At 41.8% G+C, this 15,267-nt stretch carries 14 protein-coding genes; 9 read left to right on the forward strand and 5 right to left on the reverse strand.

The genetic code is table 11. The features are described from left to right. Positions 1–203 precede the first annotated feature (203 nt). Together rsmB and AC13FX_RS12610 are read right to left on the reverse strand one after the other, a co-directional pair. The gene (gene rsmB, locus AC13FX_RS12605; RefSeq protein ID WP_482881099.1) at positions 204–1,523 is read right to left on the reverse strand and encodes a 16S rRNA (cytosine(967)-C(5))-methyltransferase RsmB; all 1,320 of its coding nucleotides are present in this window, start codon (positions 1,521–1,523) and stop codon (positions 204–206) included. Positions 1,524–1,701: 178 nt separating this feature from the next. Next, positions 1,702–3,291 (reverse strand): DUF4139 domain-containing protein, encoded by a 1,590-nt coding sequence (locus AC13FX_RS12610; protein ID WP_482881101.1) that lies wholly within the window; start codon positions 3,289–3,291, stop codon positions 1,702–1,704. A gap of 253 nt (positions 3,292–3,544) precedes the next feature. On the opposite strand from AC13FX_RS12610, the gene atpD reads away from it, so the two are divergent. From atpD to AC13FX_RS12625, 3 genes are all read left to right on the forward strand, one after another. Then, positions 3,545–5,044 carry a F0F1 ATP synthase subunit beta gene (gene atpD, locus AC13FX_RS12615; protein WP_482881102.1) on the forward strand — a complete coding sequence of 500 codons (1,500 nt, stop codon included), beginning with the start codon at positions 3,545–3,547 and terminating at the stop codon, positions 5,042–5,044. Positions 5,045–5,064: 20 nt separating this feature from the next. Further along, positions 5,065–5,322: an ATP synthase F1 subunit epsilon gene (gene atpC, locus AC13FX_RS12620; protein WP_482881104.1), complete on the forward strand. Its 258-nt coding sequence runs from the start codon at positions 5,065–5,067 to the stop codon at positions 5,320–5,322. 157 nt (positions 5,323–5,479) lie between these two features. After that, positions 5,480–6,337 carry a DUF4350 domain-containing protein gene (locus AC13FX_RS12625; protein ID WP_482881105.1) on the forward strand — a complete coding sequence of 286 codons (858 nt, stop codon included), beginning with the start codon at positions 5,480–5,482 and terminating at the stop codon, positions 6,335–6,337. 28 nt (positions 6,338–6,365) lie between these two features. Here AC13FX_RS12625 and AC13FX_RS12630 read toward each other — a convergent pair whose 3' ends face one another. The 3 genes from AC13FX_RS12630 to AC13FX_RS12640 are packed head-to-tail and all read right to left on the reverse strand — an operon-like array spanning position 6,366 to position 10,493. After that, positions 6,366–8,696, reverse strand: coding sequence for a penicillin-binding protein 1A (locus AC13FX_RS12630; RefSeq protein WP_482881106.1), 2,331 nt, complete (start codon positions 8,694–8,696; stop codon positions 6,366–6,368). Then, positions 8,693–9,469: a UDP-2,3-diacylglucosamine diphosphatase gene (locus AC13FX_RS12635; RefSeq protein ID WP_482881107.1), complete on the reverse strand. Its 777-nt coding sequence runs from the start codon at positions 9,467–9,469 to the stop codon at positions 8,693–8,695. The genes AC13FX_RS12630 and AC13FX_RS12635 overlap by 4 nt, the downstream gene beginning before the upstream one ends. 4 nt (positions 9,470–9,473) lie before the next feature. Further along, a complete protein-coding gene (locus AC13FX_RS12640) occupies positions 9,474–10,493 on the reverse strand; it encodes a polyprenyl synthetase family protein (RefSeq protein WP_482881108.1) in 1,020 nt (339 codons plus the stop codon). A 97-nt stretch (positions 10,494–10,590) separates the two neighbouring features. Here AC13FX_RS12640 and pfkA point away from each other — a divergent pair, with 97 nt between their 5' ends. From pfkA to plsX, 6 genes are read left to right on the forward strand one after another with little or no spacing between them, the layout of a single operon-like run. Next, the gene (gene pfkA / locus AC13FX_RS12645; RefSeq protein ID WP_482881109.1) at positions 10,591–11,580 is read left to right on the forward strand and encodes a 6-phosphofructokinase; all 990 of its coding nucleotides are present in this window, start codon (positions 10,591–10,593) and stop codon (positions 11,578–11,580) included. Positions 11,581–11,583: 3 nt separating this feature from the next. Then, positions 11,584–12,870 (forward strand): glucose-6-phosphate isomerase, encoded by a 1,287-nt coding sequence (locus AC13FX_RS12650; RefSeq protein WP_482881110.1) that lies wholly within the window; start codon positions 11,584–11,586, stop codon positions 12,868–12,870. 9 nt (positions 12,871–12,879) lie between these two features. Beyond that, positions 12,880–13,515, forward strand: a complete 636-nt coding sequence (locus AC13FX_RS12655) for a deoxynucleoside kinase (protein ID WP_482881111.1) — start codon at positions 12,880–12,882, stop codon at positions 13,513–13,515. 53 nt (positions 13,516–13,568) lie between these two features. Further along, positions 13,569–14,072, forward strand: coding sequence for a YceD family protein (locus AC13FX_RS12660; protein WP_482881112.1), 504 nt, complete (start codon positions 13,569–13,571; stop codon positions 14,070–14,072). Between the two features lie 17 nt (positions 14,073–14,089). After that, positions 14,090–14,269 carry a 50S ribosomal protein L32 gene (gene rpmF, locus AC13FX_RS12665; protein WP_103663746.1) on the forward strand — a complete coding sequence of 60 codons (180 nt, stop codon included), beginning with the start codon at positions 14,090–14,092 and terminating at the stop codon, positions 14,267–14,269. 11 nt (positions 14,270–14,280) lie between these two features. Beyond that, complete coding sequence (plsX, locus tag AC13FX_RS12670; protein ID WP_482881113.1) at positions 14,281–15,264, forward strand: phosphate acyltransferase PlsX; 984 nt, start codon at positions 14,281–14,283, stop codon at positions 15,262–15,264. The last annotated feature ends 3 nt before the right edge of the window (positions 15,265–15,267 follow it).

The following is a 15,267-nucleotide window of genomic DNA, read 5'->3' on the forward strand; positions in this document are numbered from 1 at the left end:
ACTTTGGAGGCGTCGTATTGTGCGGGAATTTCTTTACTCAAAACTTCAGATTTGTTTAAACAACTTGGTTCCGACGCAGAGCGTACGGAACCAGTTTATTTCAGTTGAATGTATTAATAAAGAGTAGCTCCTTAAATCAAGAGCATAAATTAATTAAAGATCTCGCTACATACGCTCTGCGTTGTAGCGGATAATGTGGTTAATTACTTAACTCGTTTCAGCAGTACACCAAAGTGACCGTCACAGCCATGCTTATGAGGAAGTGTTTGATAAGACAGTTTGTCTTCAGCAAGTACCTCTTCAGGTAAATAATCTTCTAATGGCTCCAGCTCAAAGTTGTCATACTTCTCGAGGAACTTCGATATTTGTTCCATATTCTCCTCCGGTTCCAGGGAGCAGGTACTGTATACCAGTCGGCCACCACGTTTTACCATGTTGGCAGCTTCTTCCAGTAATTCTTCCTGAAGGGCAACGGCATTTTTCAGGCCTTCTTCATCACGTTGCCAGCGAAGGTCGGCACGTTTACTTAAAACACCTGTTCCTGTACAAGGGGCGTCCAGTAATACCGCATCGGCCAGTCCAAGGCTGACTTCTCTCACATCACCACCGCGGATCTTAATATTTTCTGCACCGTAATTCAGGGCACTTTCAGCCAGTTTTTGCAGGCGTTCTGTTGAAATATCTACTGAGGTGATATCACCTTCTGCCTGCATCAGGTCGGCCATCATAATAGATTTGGTGCCGGGCGCTGCACACAGGTCAAAAACTTTTTCACCGGGTTGTGGATCCAGAATAGTAGGAGCAAAACCGGCAGCAATATCCTGTACCAGGCAAATGCCTTTACTCAATAAACCTTTTTCTATGAATGGTTGAACTGAATCAACTTTGTAATAGAAGGGTAGCCAGTCACTCGCTTCAAAATCCACGTCCATTTTCTCCATTCGCAATTCGAAGTTCTCAGGCTTGGTTCTCAGGCTGTTAACACGAACATAATAGTGAGGACGGGAATTATTGGCTTGCATGAGTTGAAAAGCCTCACGCTCTCCAAATCGTTTTCTCCAACGGGCTACCATCCATTCCGGGTGAGAGAAGGTAGTGGCCACTAACTTATTTCTGTCTTTAAAAGCTGGTTTGGGTAGTTTTTCGCGGTCTCTTTGGAGGTTACGCATGATGGCATTGACCAGGTCACCGGTCTTGGAACCGAGTTTCATCTTAGCGATCTCAACAGCTTCATTTATGGCCGCATAATCCGGTGTGCTGTCCATGAACAGCATATCATAGATGGAAAGTCTCAGGATATTTTTCAGTCCCGGTTTCATTTCCTTGACCGATACACTTGAAAATTCATCGATCAAAAAATCCAGATAACTTCTTTTTCTTAAGATGTTCTGAACATATTCACGCACCTGTGCACGTTCACGGGTTTCAAGTTCATCCGCTTTAGAATAATTCAATCGACCATTTTCGTCGAAATCAATGAGAATGTCTACACTTACTGAGCGTTCTGATAATTCAGTTTCCAAAGGAGTCAGATTTTTAAATTTGTGGTTGCCTGCTATAAAAAAAGGTGATTGAATTCACCTTCTGCACATAGTTCAATTCTTTCCGTGAAACCAATATTCATATTTGGCTTCTATAGCTTGGAAAGATAAAATTTTAACAGGGGAGTTGCTAATGTAAGTGCACTCTTTTACCATAAATTTAGTATCTGATTCGTTCGCCGGATGGATACTCTACCTGATAGTCGAAACGTATAGTATGCGTTGCATTGGGTTCGATATGGATTTTCCAGGTCACAATACCTGTTTGTTTATTCAGAATACCGCCTGAGAGTCGTGTGGCCTCCACATTTATATCCTCATTTCGTGATAGGGGAATTTGATCCTGCACTGATATAGATATGGATTCTGATTTGGTATTTCTGATACTGATCTCCCAGGCATTTTTTTCACGTACTTTATTCCCAAAGAAGTTTCGTTCCTCAAAATCACGAAGTTTATTACGTTCTATAATGATGCTTTCATCCCGGCCGAGTGAAACTGACAGGGTATCATCAAAAGAACTAGGGTTCAGCCTGGTAGTTCCAATAAAATTATTTTCAAAATAAACATTGCCATCACCGGCAATTAAATTCAAATTGTCCCAATTTGACATTTCCCCGATCAGGTAAGCATGGTTGGATAGTTTAGGAACAGTTGAGTACGAATAAGCCGTTTCAACTTCAGTACGATTGACTTCTATAGTTTTAGCCTTTCCATCTGAGGGTATGGTATATGATGTGCTTATCTTATAGCTAAAGGAAGTTTGATTCTGATTGAATTCGGTTATCGGTGCCTCAGCCTCCAATGCCATTTCGTCTTGTTTTGCTGACTCGGATTTGGAATAAGCTGTAACTACAATCTCCCTCAATGCCTGAGGATTTGCACTGATCGGATCTCTGCGAATAAAATCTACATAGGATGGACTGAGGTCAGGCAGTATAACATTTACCGATGGATTTCCTGAGTTGATCGTGATCTGCACATCATTCCAATCGATCCCTGTATTCTGATAAACGTCAGCCTTGTAACTGATATTAAGTGGTTTTGTGATGTCTTCAGAACGAATGTCATAAGAAGGAACCCAGCCGGCTGATCCTGCCAAGTAACTCAGTGTAAAAGTTAAGGTCTGAGGTTGTTCTGAACTTACCTCAGCTATTATTTCTGAGAATCGGGATTGTTGGTTCCCTTTCAAATCATTGATCTGAGATAAGACCTTGTTTAGCTGGTGATTTTTCTTTTTCAATGATTCATTAATCGATATTTCATCTCCTTTAAGTATGCCGGCTCGTTTTCGGTAGAGATCCAGAAACTGGGTCAGTTCTGCAGCTGTCAATTCCTTGTTATTGATATTGGAAACGGTGCTTTCCAATAATTGAAGCTCATTTTGCAGAACGTTAAGATCTGATTCCAGATAGGTTATTTGGTGTTTTAACGAATCGCGTTGACTCTCAAGTAATTGGATCTCAGGTGTGATTCGTTGATCTGAAAAATAATCATACCGCTGGGTTATTGAATTAACCGTGAATTTCCCACTGGCTTTAAGTTGAATACTCTTCTGATCGAGTGTGGGAGTGAGTCGTTTAAAAACAATGATATTCTTTCCTTCTTCTAAATTTACCTCAGCTTTTCTTTCAATTTGAGCCTGTTGCCTGAAAACCGTTACTTCATTTATTGAAGATGAAACTGTTATGGAATCGGTTGGGGTAAGTATATTTGCAGAAAGAAATAGGGTTAAAAGAAGAAAGTTCATAATGCATTTTCATGATTTGTGGTTGATCAAACATGAACATAGCATAAAAGAAATAAACCCGCATTTTGATGTTATGCTAAAATATTGATCAACTATTTTTGAATTTAGATCATATGCCACTCATTTTGGAATAAACCTAAGAATTTTGATTGCCTCTCTTTATGTATCTCCCTATCTTTACCAGCCTTTGCAGTAGTGCATATATTTGCTGCCAAATCAATAAAGCTAAATAAACAAAATCGCGATTTACCACATGAATAAAGGAACGATAGCGCAGGTAATTGGACCTGTAGTTGATGTTGATTTTTTAGAAAGTAAAACACCGCCTGTTCTCAATGCTCTTGAGATCGAGATGACAGACGGATCCACATTAACCCTTGAAGTTGCGCAACACCTTGGTGAAGACCGTGTGCGTACAATTGCGATGGACTCTACTGATGGACTCGTTAGAGGGATGGAAGTGATCGATACCGGCAAGGCTATATCAATGCCTATCGGTGAAGATATTCGTGGTCGCTTGTTTAATGTTGTTGGTGAGTCAATTGATGGGATTGAAGCTCCTGAAGGAAAGGATTCCTATCCGATCCACCGCGATGCACCTGCATTTGATCAACTTGCAACTTCAACGGAGATGCTTGAAACGGGTATTAAAGTAGTTGACCTGCTTTGCCCGTATGCAAAAGGTGGTAAGATCGGTTTGTTTGGTGGTGCCGGTGTAGGTAAAACGGTATTGATCCAGGAGCTTATTAATAATATTGCGAAGCAGCACGGTGGTTTATCCGTATTTGCCGGTGTTGGTGAGCGTACCCGTGAAGGAAATGACCTTCTGCGCGAGTTCATCGAATCCGGAATTATTAACTACGGTGATGAATTCAAAAAATCTATGGAAGAGGGAGAGTGGGATCTGTCTAAAGTAGATAAGACCAAATTAAAAGAATCTCAGGCAACCCTGGTATTTGGCCAGATGAACGAGCCTCCGGGAGCACGTGCTCGTGTAGCCCTGTCAGGATTGACGGTGGCTGAGTATTTCCGAGATGAAGTATCCCGCGATATCCTTCTCTTTATTGATAACATTTTCCGATTTACTCAGGCTGGTTCTGAGGTATCGGCTCTACTGGGACGTATGCCTTCTGCGGTAGGTTACCAGCCAACTCTGGCTTCTGAAATGGGTGATCTACAGGAACGTATTACCTCTACTAAAGATGGATCAATTACGTCTGTTCAGGCCGTTTATGTACCTGCTGATGACTTGACGGATCCCGCACCGGCAACAACTTTTACTCACCTTGATGCAACAACGGTACTTTCTCGTGCATTGACACAGATCGGTATCTACCCGGCGGTGGATCCTTTGGATTCTACTTCCACGATTCTTGATCCTAAAGTTGTAGGGCAGGAGCATTATGATGTCGCCAACCGCGTGACACGCCTGCTTCAGAATTATAAAGATCTTCAGGATATCATTGCCATTCTTGGTATGGATGAACTGTCTGATGAAGATAAGCTGGTTGTTAGCCGTGCACGTCGTGTTCAGCGTTTCCTTTCACAAAACTTCCACGTGGCCGAGCAGTTTACAGGTCAGCCTGGTGTGTATGTAAAAGTTGAAGACACGATCAAAGGCTTCAAAATGATCCTGGATGGTGAATTGGATCACTTGCCTGAAAATGCATTCTATATGGTAGGAGATATTCAGGAAGCCATTGAAAAAGGTGAGAAACTGCTGGCTGAAGCTGAGCAGGAAGAAGCAGCATAATTTAAAAATAAGAGCTGATCATGAGTACTTTTAACGCACAGATCCTGACACCCAACGGTTCCCTTTTTGAGGGTGAAGTAACCGGTGTCAAACTTCCCGGATCAGAAGGAAGTTTCGAAGTCAAGGCCAATCACGCGCCTATTGTATCAACATTGGATAAAGGCAGTGTGCTGGTTCGAAAATCAGACGGAGAAGTGACTTACATTATATCAGGTGGTTTTGTGGAAGTGAATAACAATAAATTAACGCTTCTCGCGGAATCAGTCAGCGAATCATAAGCTGTTTCCATTTAACACTTTTAAAGCCGTTACCTAAGAAGGTAACGGCTTTTTTTATATTTTATATATTCGTCAATACCATCGCAACATTATACGGATGACAATGAAAAGACCCACTTATATCCTGATTATCTTTCTTTTGAGTACCTCTGGGATCATGGCTCAACAAAGACCTGATACCTCATTTGTGGCTGAATTTAGTGATCCATTATTTGAAAATGGGGAAGGCCCAACAATTTGTATTGATGCTGCACATAATAATTTCCATACAACCGAGACCGGTTTTGCAGCTTTTGCAAAGGTCTTAAGGCTTGATGGATACGTGATCAGATCTGTGGATGAAACAATAGATAAAGAAACCACAACACTTGATCGTTGTCATGTCTTTGTAGTCGCTAATCCACTTCACGAAAGTAATATCAATAACTGGAGGCTGCCAAATCCCTCTGCATTCACACAAAATGAGGTCGATCGAATAAATGATTGGGTAAGTGAAGGAGGTAGTCTATTTTTGATCGCAGATCATATGCCTTTCGCTGGGGCAGCCAAAATGCTTGGAAGTTCATTTAATTTCGAATTCATCAATGGGTTTGCTTCCCTTGAGAAGAAACAGAACGAGCCGGATCTGTTCAATCAGGAAAATGGAAGATTGGTCAACGAGAATTTAACTGATAGGAGTATATCAAGTGTCACAACCTTTACGGGGTCAGCATTTAAATATCCTTCCGGGGCAAAACCGATCCTATTATTTAAAAAAGGAGATTTTAGCCTGGAACCGGAGATCGCATGGCAATTCAATGAAGATACCAAGTCTACTGATCTAGAGGGTTATAGCCAGGGTGCTTTAATGAATTACGGTGATGGTAAATTGGCTGTATTTGGGGAGGCAGCCATGTTTACGGCTCAGGTCATAAATACCCCTCAGGGGGAATTCAAAGTTGGATTGAATAATAAAGAAATGGCTCCCCAGAATATTGAGTTTCTAAGGAGCCTTATGAAGTGGTTAGCCGAATAAATGATCACATTTGGGCTGTTACGTGATACTACCAGCCAATTCTGCCTTTATTCTCATCTTTGATCAATTCATTACGGGTCTTTTCCGGATCCTCAGGCATCACAAATCCGGGGGGTGGCTCAAAGGCATCATATTTCCAGTAAGCCTGCTCATCGGCCGTGGCATAATTAATGAATTCACCTACAATCGGCAGGGCGGTTCTGGCACCCTGACCTATGCTATACGATAAATCCTGATTGAACCTAATTCGTCTATCCTCACCACCAACCCAGGCTCCCATTACAACATGAGGCATCATGGCCACAAACCAGTTATCTGCAGCCTCATTGGTTGTCCCTGTTTTGCCGGCAACATCCTGACGGACGCCATAAACGTTCCGTAATCGGACTCCGGTTCCATAAAAATCTTCACCGCCTCGAATGACTCCTCTTAACATATCGGTAATGATATAGGCTGTCTCCGGACTGATCACCTCAGCTGTTAGTTCCGGATGGTATTCTTTAAGGATATTGCCTTCTTTATCTTCAATTCGCGTGATGGCGATCGGCTCAATGTGTACCCCTGCATTGGCAAAGGTTGTGTAAGCACTTGTTAACTCTAACAGGGAGACATTGGCCGTACCTAATGCGATCGAAGGATAGGCAGGTGTATTACTCATATCGATCCCCAGTTTGGAAGCCATATCCTTGATCTTTCTGGCAGCAGGATCCAGTTCCCATAATTTATTGGTACCGGGCGCTCCGGCGATCTCAGGAAGTAATCGAACCGTAACATTGTTCATACTTCTTGCCAGAGCTTCTCTCAAAGGAACTTCAACCGGTCCTTCAGCAACCGTCTCATCTTTGGGAGTCCAGGTTTTTCCGTCACGCTGACGAAAAGTAACAGGAAACTTAGAAAACTTATGATAGGGCTTGTATCCGTTGTCAATTGCTACGGCGTATACAAATGGCTTGAAGGTTGACCCAGCCTGTCGTTTAGACTGATACACATGATCAAATTGAACGTTGCCATAATCGGTACCGCCAACCCATGCCAGGATATTACCGTTGGTGGGTTCAATAGCCACAAAACTGGCCTGAAGCCGGGTTCGTACTCTTTTAACGGAATCTACAAATGCGGTATCAGCAAAAAGGGAGTCAAAAACCACTTTTTCCTGATCAGTATCAAATTTTGAAAAGCCGTTTTTATAGCGATCGGTCTCACGAACGAAGCTTCTGAAAAACAGCGGAAACTCTTCCCAGAGCTTATCCATGTATTCATCACTGCCGGGTGTGGTCCATTCCTGTTCGAAAATAGTTTGAAGTGAATCCAGCTTGGTCTTTACAGCTTTTTCTGCATGCTGTTGAAGCCTTGAATCGATGGTGGTATAAATGACAAGGCCATCCTTGTAAAGATCGTATCCATTTTCCTCCAGCCAGGGGGTTACCTGCTGGCGTACGTATTCACCAAAATACCGGCTTTGTCGACCCGCCTTGGAAGGAGGGTGGTAGTCTAATTCAATTGGTTCGGAAGCAAGAACCTGAAATTCACTGTCCGTCAAAAAGTTTCGTTTATTCATCTGGCTCAAAACAATATCACGACGTGATTTAGAACGCTCAGGAAAGATGCGGGGGTTAAAGTAATAAATAGCCTGAAGAGCACCGATCATGGTTGCGGCCTCAGTAATATTCAATTCTTTAGCGGGTTTTCCATAGTGCGTTTGAGCCGCTGCCTCAATACCGAATGTAGAATTCGGAAATTCAACAGTGTTCAGATACATCTCGGTTATCTCACGCTTGGTATATCGTCGTTCGAGCTGTATGGCTGTGATCATTTCCCTGAATTTCCGTGTCACCGAAAATTCCTGCCCGATCTTTTTATACAGGTTTCTGGCAAGCTGCTGACTGATCGTCGAAGCTCCTTGCCATCTGCCATTTATAAGATGCCAGGGAATTGCAAGAGTTGCATAAGTGTCAATACCCCAGTGATTATAGAAACGATGATCTTCAGTAGCTATGAGTGCATCGATCACGTGTGGTGAAATATCCTCGTACCGTACCCAGTTTCTGTTTTCTACAAAGTATTTATCAAGAGTGACTCCGTCCCGGCTTTTGACCTCTGACGCAATGGCCGTTTCCGGGTTCTCAAATTCATCGGCAGAAGGTAAGCCTGAGATCAAATAGATCACATAGCCAAGAATCAACATCATTAATACTCCGGCAATTCCGCCGCCCCATTTCAGCGCCTTTATAACATAAGGATTCAACCCTTTGGAGTTGCTTTTGCCTTTGGCTTTGCGATCTGCCAGTACTTTTTTACGGTATTCAGGATCACTGAAATATCGCTTGTTATCAATAGGTCCGTTGTGTTCTTCGCTCATAGTTTACTTTGTTTGCCAGAAAATGGGGTAAATAAGTTCGATTCAGCCTTCCATTTAACGAGGTTCAACCCCTTATTGTTATATAGTGCAAGGGTTCTGTTATTAAAGAAGGCACCAAGGTTTATATAGTTTCCTTGAGAAAAAGTTTCTACACGGGGTACGTGATCATGACCACTTATAATATAATCTAAATTATGCCTATCAAATATCTTTTTAGCCTGCCTGTTAAGGGGTGCAGGATTATGATTATTCCTTCGTCGGGTTAGGTTCGAGAATGCCTTCATGGTTGCCAGGCCACGTTCGGGTGTAAAGATCTTCTGATAGACATTGATAAAATTTGGATTACGTAACAAACGATGAAAAGCGGCTCTAGGAAAATCAATTTTTGATGCAGCTACACCGTCACCATGCATCATGAGTATTCTCGCTTCATCGAGTTCAAGCAACCTGAAATTTTCTTCAACATCGAAACCACGGTCTTCAAAGTGCCCAAATGTCCAGTTGTCATGATTTCCGGTTATGTAAAGTGCAGGAGCAACTTTAGTGTTATATAGTTCAAATACTTTTAGAACTTCTGACCCAAGGGTAGGTACAAAATTCTTTTCAGGGAATTCCATCCAGTAATCAAAAAGGTCTCCCAGGATGTTGATCCTGATCCTGTGTTCTGTACAGTATCTTATCAGCCTGATAAGATCTTGTTCAATCCGGCTGTTGGTTTCCTGTGAAAAGGCCCCTAAATGGACATCAGAAATGAAAATATGCTCAGTGATCATTCACTTACTTTTTTCTTGTGATCACAAACTCTATAAGATCTACAAAGTCATTTCTAGCATCTGAAGGCGGTACAGACTTAAGTTTGTCAATAGCTTTGTTGGCATGATCGTACATAGCTTTTTTGGCATACTCCATACCTCCATTTTCGTGTACAAAATTTACGATCTCATCCACATTACCGGATGATTTTTTCCGTTTTTTCATCAAGGCTCTGATATGGGCCGACTTGCCCTTCGGAGCATGTTCCAATGCTTTGATCAGGGGAAGGGTGACCTTTCTTTCCTGAATGTCGTTTCTGGTTGGTTTTCCAATATCATAGACGCCGTAATCAAACAGATCATCACGGATCTGAAATGCAATTCCAATGTTTAAGCCAATATCTCTCATTAATTCATGTACAGCTTCATCTTCACTTACTGAAACAGCTCCACATTCACAGCAAGTTGAGATCAGACTGGCCGTTTTCTCAGATATGATCTGAAAATAACGTTCCTCGGTCATATTGAACAAACCGGCCGTTTTAAGTTGCCTTAGTTCACCTTCACTCATAGCCTGTACCGCCCTCGATTGAACTTCAAGAAGCTGATATTCTTTATTTTCGAGCGCAATAAGTAATCCTTTCGAGAGAAGGTAATCACCTAAAAGGACACCGGCTTTATTTTTCCAGATCTTATTTATACTAACAAAGCCCCGGCGACTATTTGCCTCATCCACCACATCATCGTGTATCAAAGTTGCCGTATGCAACAGTTCTATCATGGTTGCAGCTATATAGCTTTTATGTGTGGCGCCACCAAATAAATTGGCCGTCATAAATACCAGGGTAGGTCTTAATTCCTTCCCTTTTTGACGCAGTAAATACTTGATGATCTGATCCAGCAGATAAACATCAGACTTAATGGTTTGCTTGAAAAAACTCCTGAATTCCGAAAGATTATCTGAAACCGGAGCCGTGATCTCTTTTAAAGATTTTCTGGAAACGGTTTCAGAATTTATCTGTTCTAAGTCTTCGTTATCTGTCATCAATTGTGTTGAAATTTTCTTAAACTTGGCCGTGTAATAATTTACTGATAAAACAGAACAATTATTTACTCACAATCACTCACACTCATTGAAATTTATGACAGACGAATTAATTAAAGTTAAAACGATCGGCGTTTTGACCAGCGGAGGAGATTCTCCGGGAATGAACGCCTCAATACGGGCTGTAGTCCGAACCGCTGAGAAGTATAATATTAAAGTCTATGGTATTAAACACGGGTATTTTGGCCTGATTAATGATGAAATTGTAGACCTGGATACACACGATGTGTCCAATATCATCCAAAGGGGCGGTACGTTCTTGAAATCAGCCCGATCTGACGAGTTCAGAACAGAGGAAGGAAGAACAAAAGCTGCCAAGAATCTCAAAAAATATGATATCGATGCGTTGATCGTGATCGGAGGTGACGGAACATTCACCGGTGCAAACAAGATCAGTAAGGAGCATGATATCAATGTAGTAGGAGTTCCTGCAACTATTGATAATGATATCATTGGCACGGATGAAACCATTGGTTATGATACAGCTCTAAACACTGCTCTTGAAGCCATCGATAAGATCCGTGACACCGCCGATGCACATGAGCGCATGTTTCTTGTTGAGGTAATGGGTAGAGACACCGGTTTTATTGCTTTGGAGACTAGTATTGCCAGTGGGGCCGAGATCGCACTTCTGCCCGAAGAGCTTACCAATGTTGAAGAAGTTAAAAGGCAGCTTCACGATATGTTACAGGCTCAGCGCAGAAGCAGTCTTGTAGTAGTAGCTGAAGGTGATGAAACCGGAGGTGCTCTTAAGCTCGCTGAGAAGATCAAGGATGATTTTGCACAATATGATATGCGCGTCTGTATCTTAGGGCATACCCAACGGGGCGGTGCGCCATCTGCACGTGACAGAGTACTGGCAAGCCGACTTGGGGCTGCTGCCGTTAAGGTATTGCAAGAGGGGCACAGTGACGTTATGGTCGGTGTTGTTAACAATGCTCTCAAATTGACGCCAATGCGCGTTGCGATATCCAAGAAAAAAGATATCGATCACACTTTAATTGATTTAGCCAAAACACTGAGATAACCAATGATCAGAAGTGACATTAGTTTAGCACGAAAATTCATCGATGATAATTCATATCTGCATTCCAGAAAAAAAGCAGATGAAGCCCTTAAACAATTAAAGCATAAAACAGGCCCCGGTTCTGAATGGCTCGGCTGGAGGGATATTCTTGCTGATCCAAATGATGCAGAATTAGAACAAATATCCGAATTAGGAGCTGAGATCCGTTCCAAGGCAGATGTATTTATAGTTTGTGGAATTGGGGGATCTTATCTTGGGGCTAAGGCAGTTATTGATGCGTTGTCTGATCATTTCGATCATGATGGCCCTGAGATCCTGTACGCAGGCCATCATATGGGCGGTAAATATCTTGAACAACTGCTTTCGTATCTAAAAACCCCTAAGGCCGATGGTACACAAAAAAGTATATACCTTAATGTGATCTCAAAATCGGGTTCCACCCTGGAAACAGCACTTTCTTTCAGAATGCTTCGTGAATTAATAGAAGAGATGTACGAAGAAGATGCATCTGAGCATATTATTTGTACTACAGGAAAAGAGGGCGGGTTACTCAATAAAATGATCGATGCCAAGGGATACAGAAAGTTCATTGTTCCGGATGATGTTGGTGGTAGATTTTCAGTACTCACTCCGGTTGGACTCATTCCCATAGCCATTGCAGGGATCGATATACGCACATTATTTTATGGAGCCGTTACTGCCTTCAACCAGTATGAGGAAAATGCAGAGGATCTACTAGAATATGCAGCCCTTAGACATGCTATTCATGAGTCAGGCAAGACTATTGATGTATTTGCTAGTTTCGAGCCTGAGCTTACTTCGATCGGAGGTTGGATCCAACAGCTTCTTGGTGAAAGCGAAGGAAAAGAAGGAAAGGGGATCTTTCCAACGGTTGCCAGTTTTTCTACAGACCTTCACAGTCTGGGGCAGTTCATTCAACAAGGGCAGCGAAGCCTGATGGAGACATTTATCATTATTGAAAAACCATTCTCGAAACTTAAGGTCAATGAGCTGAAAGGGGATGACGATAAACTGAATTACCTTTCGGGTAAATCATTCCATGAAATTAATGCTAAGGCCAGGGAAGGTACTATTGAGGCACATAGTGAAGGGCATGTTCCCATCGTGAAAATATCTATGGAAGCTTTGAATGCAGAAAATATTGGTCAGCTCATTTATTTCTTTGAATTATTGACCGGCATATTCGTATATAGCCTGAATGTGAATCCCTTTAACCAACCCGGAGTGGAAGACTATAAAAAAGCCATGTATCGCTTACTTGGTAAATAAATATTATCTATGGATCAGCAGAATAAATCAAAGTACATCGCAGTAGCCGGAAATATTGGGGCAGGTAAATCATCTCTGACCGGCTTGTTAGCAAAACATTATAATTGGCAAGCCTTTTATGAATCGGTTGACGATAACCCATACCTGCAGGATTTCTATGAGGATATGCGACGATGGAGCTTTAATCTTCAGATCTACTTTTTATCCAGCCGGTTCCGTCATCAAAAGGAAATGCTTAATGATGATGTTAATTTGATACAGGACCGTACCATATATGAAGACGTTGAGATCTTCGCAAAGAATCTGCATCAGATGAATCTCATGAGCGACAGAGACTTTGTTAATTATGAGGCCCTATTCAATGAGATGAGTTTTTATTTGCGACCGCCTGATCTTTTGATATATCTGCGTGCGCAGGTTCCCACTCTCGTCAGGCAAATTCAGCAAAGGGGCAGGGACTATGAGAACACCATCCGCATTGAATATCTAGAGCGACTCAACAATCTATATGAGGACTGGATCGGCAGATATCCGCATGATAAGCTGATTATCGACACCGATGACCTTGATTTTGTTAATGATGACGAAGATCTGGGCAAAGTAATAGACCTGATTGATCAAAGGATGTTTGGTTTATTTAATTGATTGAACCACAGATCAATAATCCTTATTTTAGGTAGCTATTGAGGAGAAGTTCTATGTTAAAATTTAAGATCTTTGAAATACCTGAAGGCCAAAGCGAAAGAACCGTGGATCTCGGATCTGATGATCTGGATCTTGGTGACCTTGCTTTTAAAGGTGGTAAAATACATATAGATTTTTACCGTACCCTTCAATTTGTGAGAGCTCAGTTCAATGTTGTAGCTGATGTTGAATTGACTTGTGATCGTTCTCTGGATACTTACGATCATAAGGTGGATCAGAAATATGAAGTGCTTTTTAAGGCCGATGAGGTTGAGGAATCCGCAGATGAAAATGGAGCCGTAAGAAATTACGACCATGCATCTAAACAAATAGACCTTGAGCAAGATGTGAGAGATACAATCTTGTTAAATCTCCCGACAAAAAAATTACATCCCCGTTACCTTGATGAAGATGGAAATCCCAAAGAAGTTCTACATGAACAATTTGGGGATATACCTGATGAAGATGAGGAATCCATTGATCCAAGGTGGGAAAAATTGAAAGACTTAAAAGAATAACGATAAGGTAAAATTTAATGGCACATCCAAAACGAAGAACATCAAATGCCCGTAAGAACAAGCGTCGTGCACATCACGCTATTTCTGATGTAACATTGGCCAAATGCTCAAATTGCGGCGCATTGCATCGTTACCACCATGCCTGCTCAGAGTGTGGTTACTACCGTGGCCGTCAAGTAATGAAAGCTGCTAACTAAAACACATTTATATGATTGTTGCAGTAGATGCAGCCGGTGGAGATCACTATCCAAAAAATCCTGTCGAAGGGGCGCTACAAGCTGTTGATGAAAATGATGAGCTGACTGTTCTATTGGTTGGCCCTGAAAAGATCATCAAATCTGAGCTTGAGAATCACGATTACGATGAAAGTCGAGTTTTGATACATGATGCCCCTCAAGTCATTGGTATGGAAGAGTCACCTACTCAGGCTGTTAAAACAAAGCAACAGTCATCTATTGTTGTCGGGTTGGGCCTTCACAAAGCCGGTAAGTGTGATGCTTTTGTGAGTGCCGGTAATACCGGAGCTTTACTGGCAGCTTCAATGTTTATTTTAGGTAGACTTGAAGGTGTGATAAGACCAACAATAGCATCTTATTATCCTACATTAAAAGGATTCAGGCTTTTGGTTGACGCAGGTGCTAATCTTGAGATCAAACCGGAAACAGCAGAACAATTTGCGCAGATGGCAAAAATTTACTGCCAGGAGATCTTAAAGATTGATACTCCAAAGGTTGGTTTGCTTAATGTAGGTGAGGAAGAAGGGAAGGGAACTGAAGATATTAAAGAGATTCATGATCACCTCAGATCATTACCAAATTTCATAGGCAATGTTGAGGGCAAAGATATCCTTCCTGGTAAAGCTGACATATACATATCAGATGGATTCGTCGGAAATATTGTACTTAAATTTGGGGAATCTATACCTGAGGCCCTGGAAAAGATGATTGGAAAAGCAGTGATGGATATGGATCTTCCCGGAGATGATCTTAAAAAGGTCACTAAAATACTTAGAACAGCACTTGCACCATTTAATTATGAAAATGTAGGTGGAATCCCTTTCTTAGGCGTTAATGGCGTAAGCATAGTAGGGCATGGTGGAAGTTCTCCACTGGCTATTAAGAATATGATCAAAAGCGCCGTTAAGACCGTTGAAAATGATGTAAACGGTAAAATTGTAGCATCTCTAAACTGAGCA

The organism is Gracilimonas sp. B-17, from assembly GCF_056857935.1.

Coding starts and splice junctions, on each gene's coding strand:
- AC13FX_RS12610 (WP_482881101.1), bottom strand. CDS start 3,291: ATGAACTTTCTTCTTTTAACCCTATTTCTTTCTGCAAATATACTTACC.
- atpD (WP_482881102.1), top strand. CDS start 3,545: ATGAATAAAGGAACGATAGCGCAGGTAATTGGACCTGTAGTTGATGTT.
- atpC (WP_482881104.1), top strand. CDS start 5,065: ATGAGTACTTTTAACGCACAGATCCTGACACCCAACGGTTCCCTTTTT.
- AC13FX_RS12625 (WP_482881105.1), top strand. CDS start 5,480: ATGGCTCAACAAAGACCTGATACCTCATTTGTGGCTGAATTTAGTGAT.
- AC13FX_RS12630 (WP_482881106.1), bottom strand. CDS start 8,696: ATGAGCGAAGAACACAACGGACCTATTGATAACAAGCGATATTTCAGT.
- AC13FX_RS12635 (WP_482881107.1), bottom strand. CDS start 9,469: ATGATCACTGAGCATATTTTCATTTCTGATGTCCATTTAGGGGCCTTT.
- AC13FX_RS12640 (WP_482881108.1), bottom strand. CDS start 10,493: ATGACAGATAACGAAGACTTAGAACAGATAAATTCTGAAACCGTTTCC.
- pfkA (WP_482881109.1), top strand. CDS start 10,591: ATGACAGACGAATTAATTAAAGTTAAAACGATCGGCGTTTTGACCAGC.
- AC13FX_RS12650 (WP_482881110.1), top strand. CDS start 11,584: ATGATCAGAAGTGACATTAGTTTAGCACGAAAATTCATCGATGATAAT.
- AC13FX_RS12655 (WP_482881111.1), top strand. CDS start 12,880: ATGGATCAGCAGAATAAATCAAAGTACATCGCAGTAGCCGGAAATATT.
- AC13FX_RS12660 (WP_482881112.1), top strand. CDS start 13,569: ATGTTAAAATTTAAGATCTTTGAAATACCTGAAGGCCAAAGCGAAAGA.
- rpmF (WP_103663746.1), top strand. CDS start 14,090: ATGGCACATCCAAAACGAAGAACATCAAATGCCCGTAAGAACAAGCGT.
- plsX (WP_482881113.1), top strand. CDS start 14,281: ATGATTGTTGCAGTAGATGCAGCCGGTGGAGATCACTATCCAAAAAAT.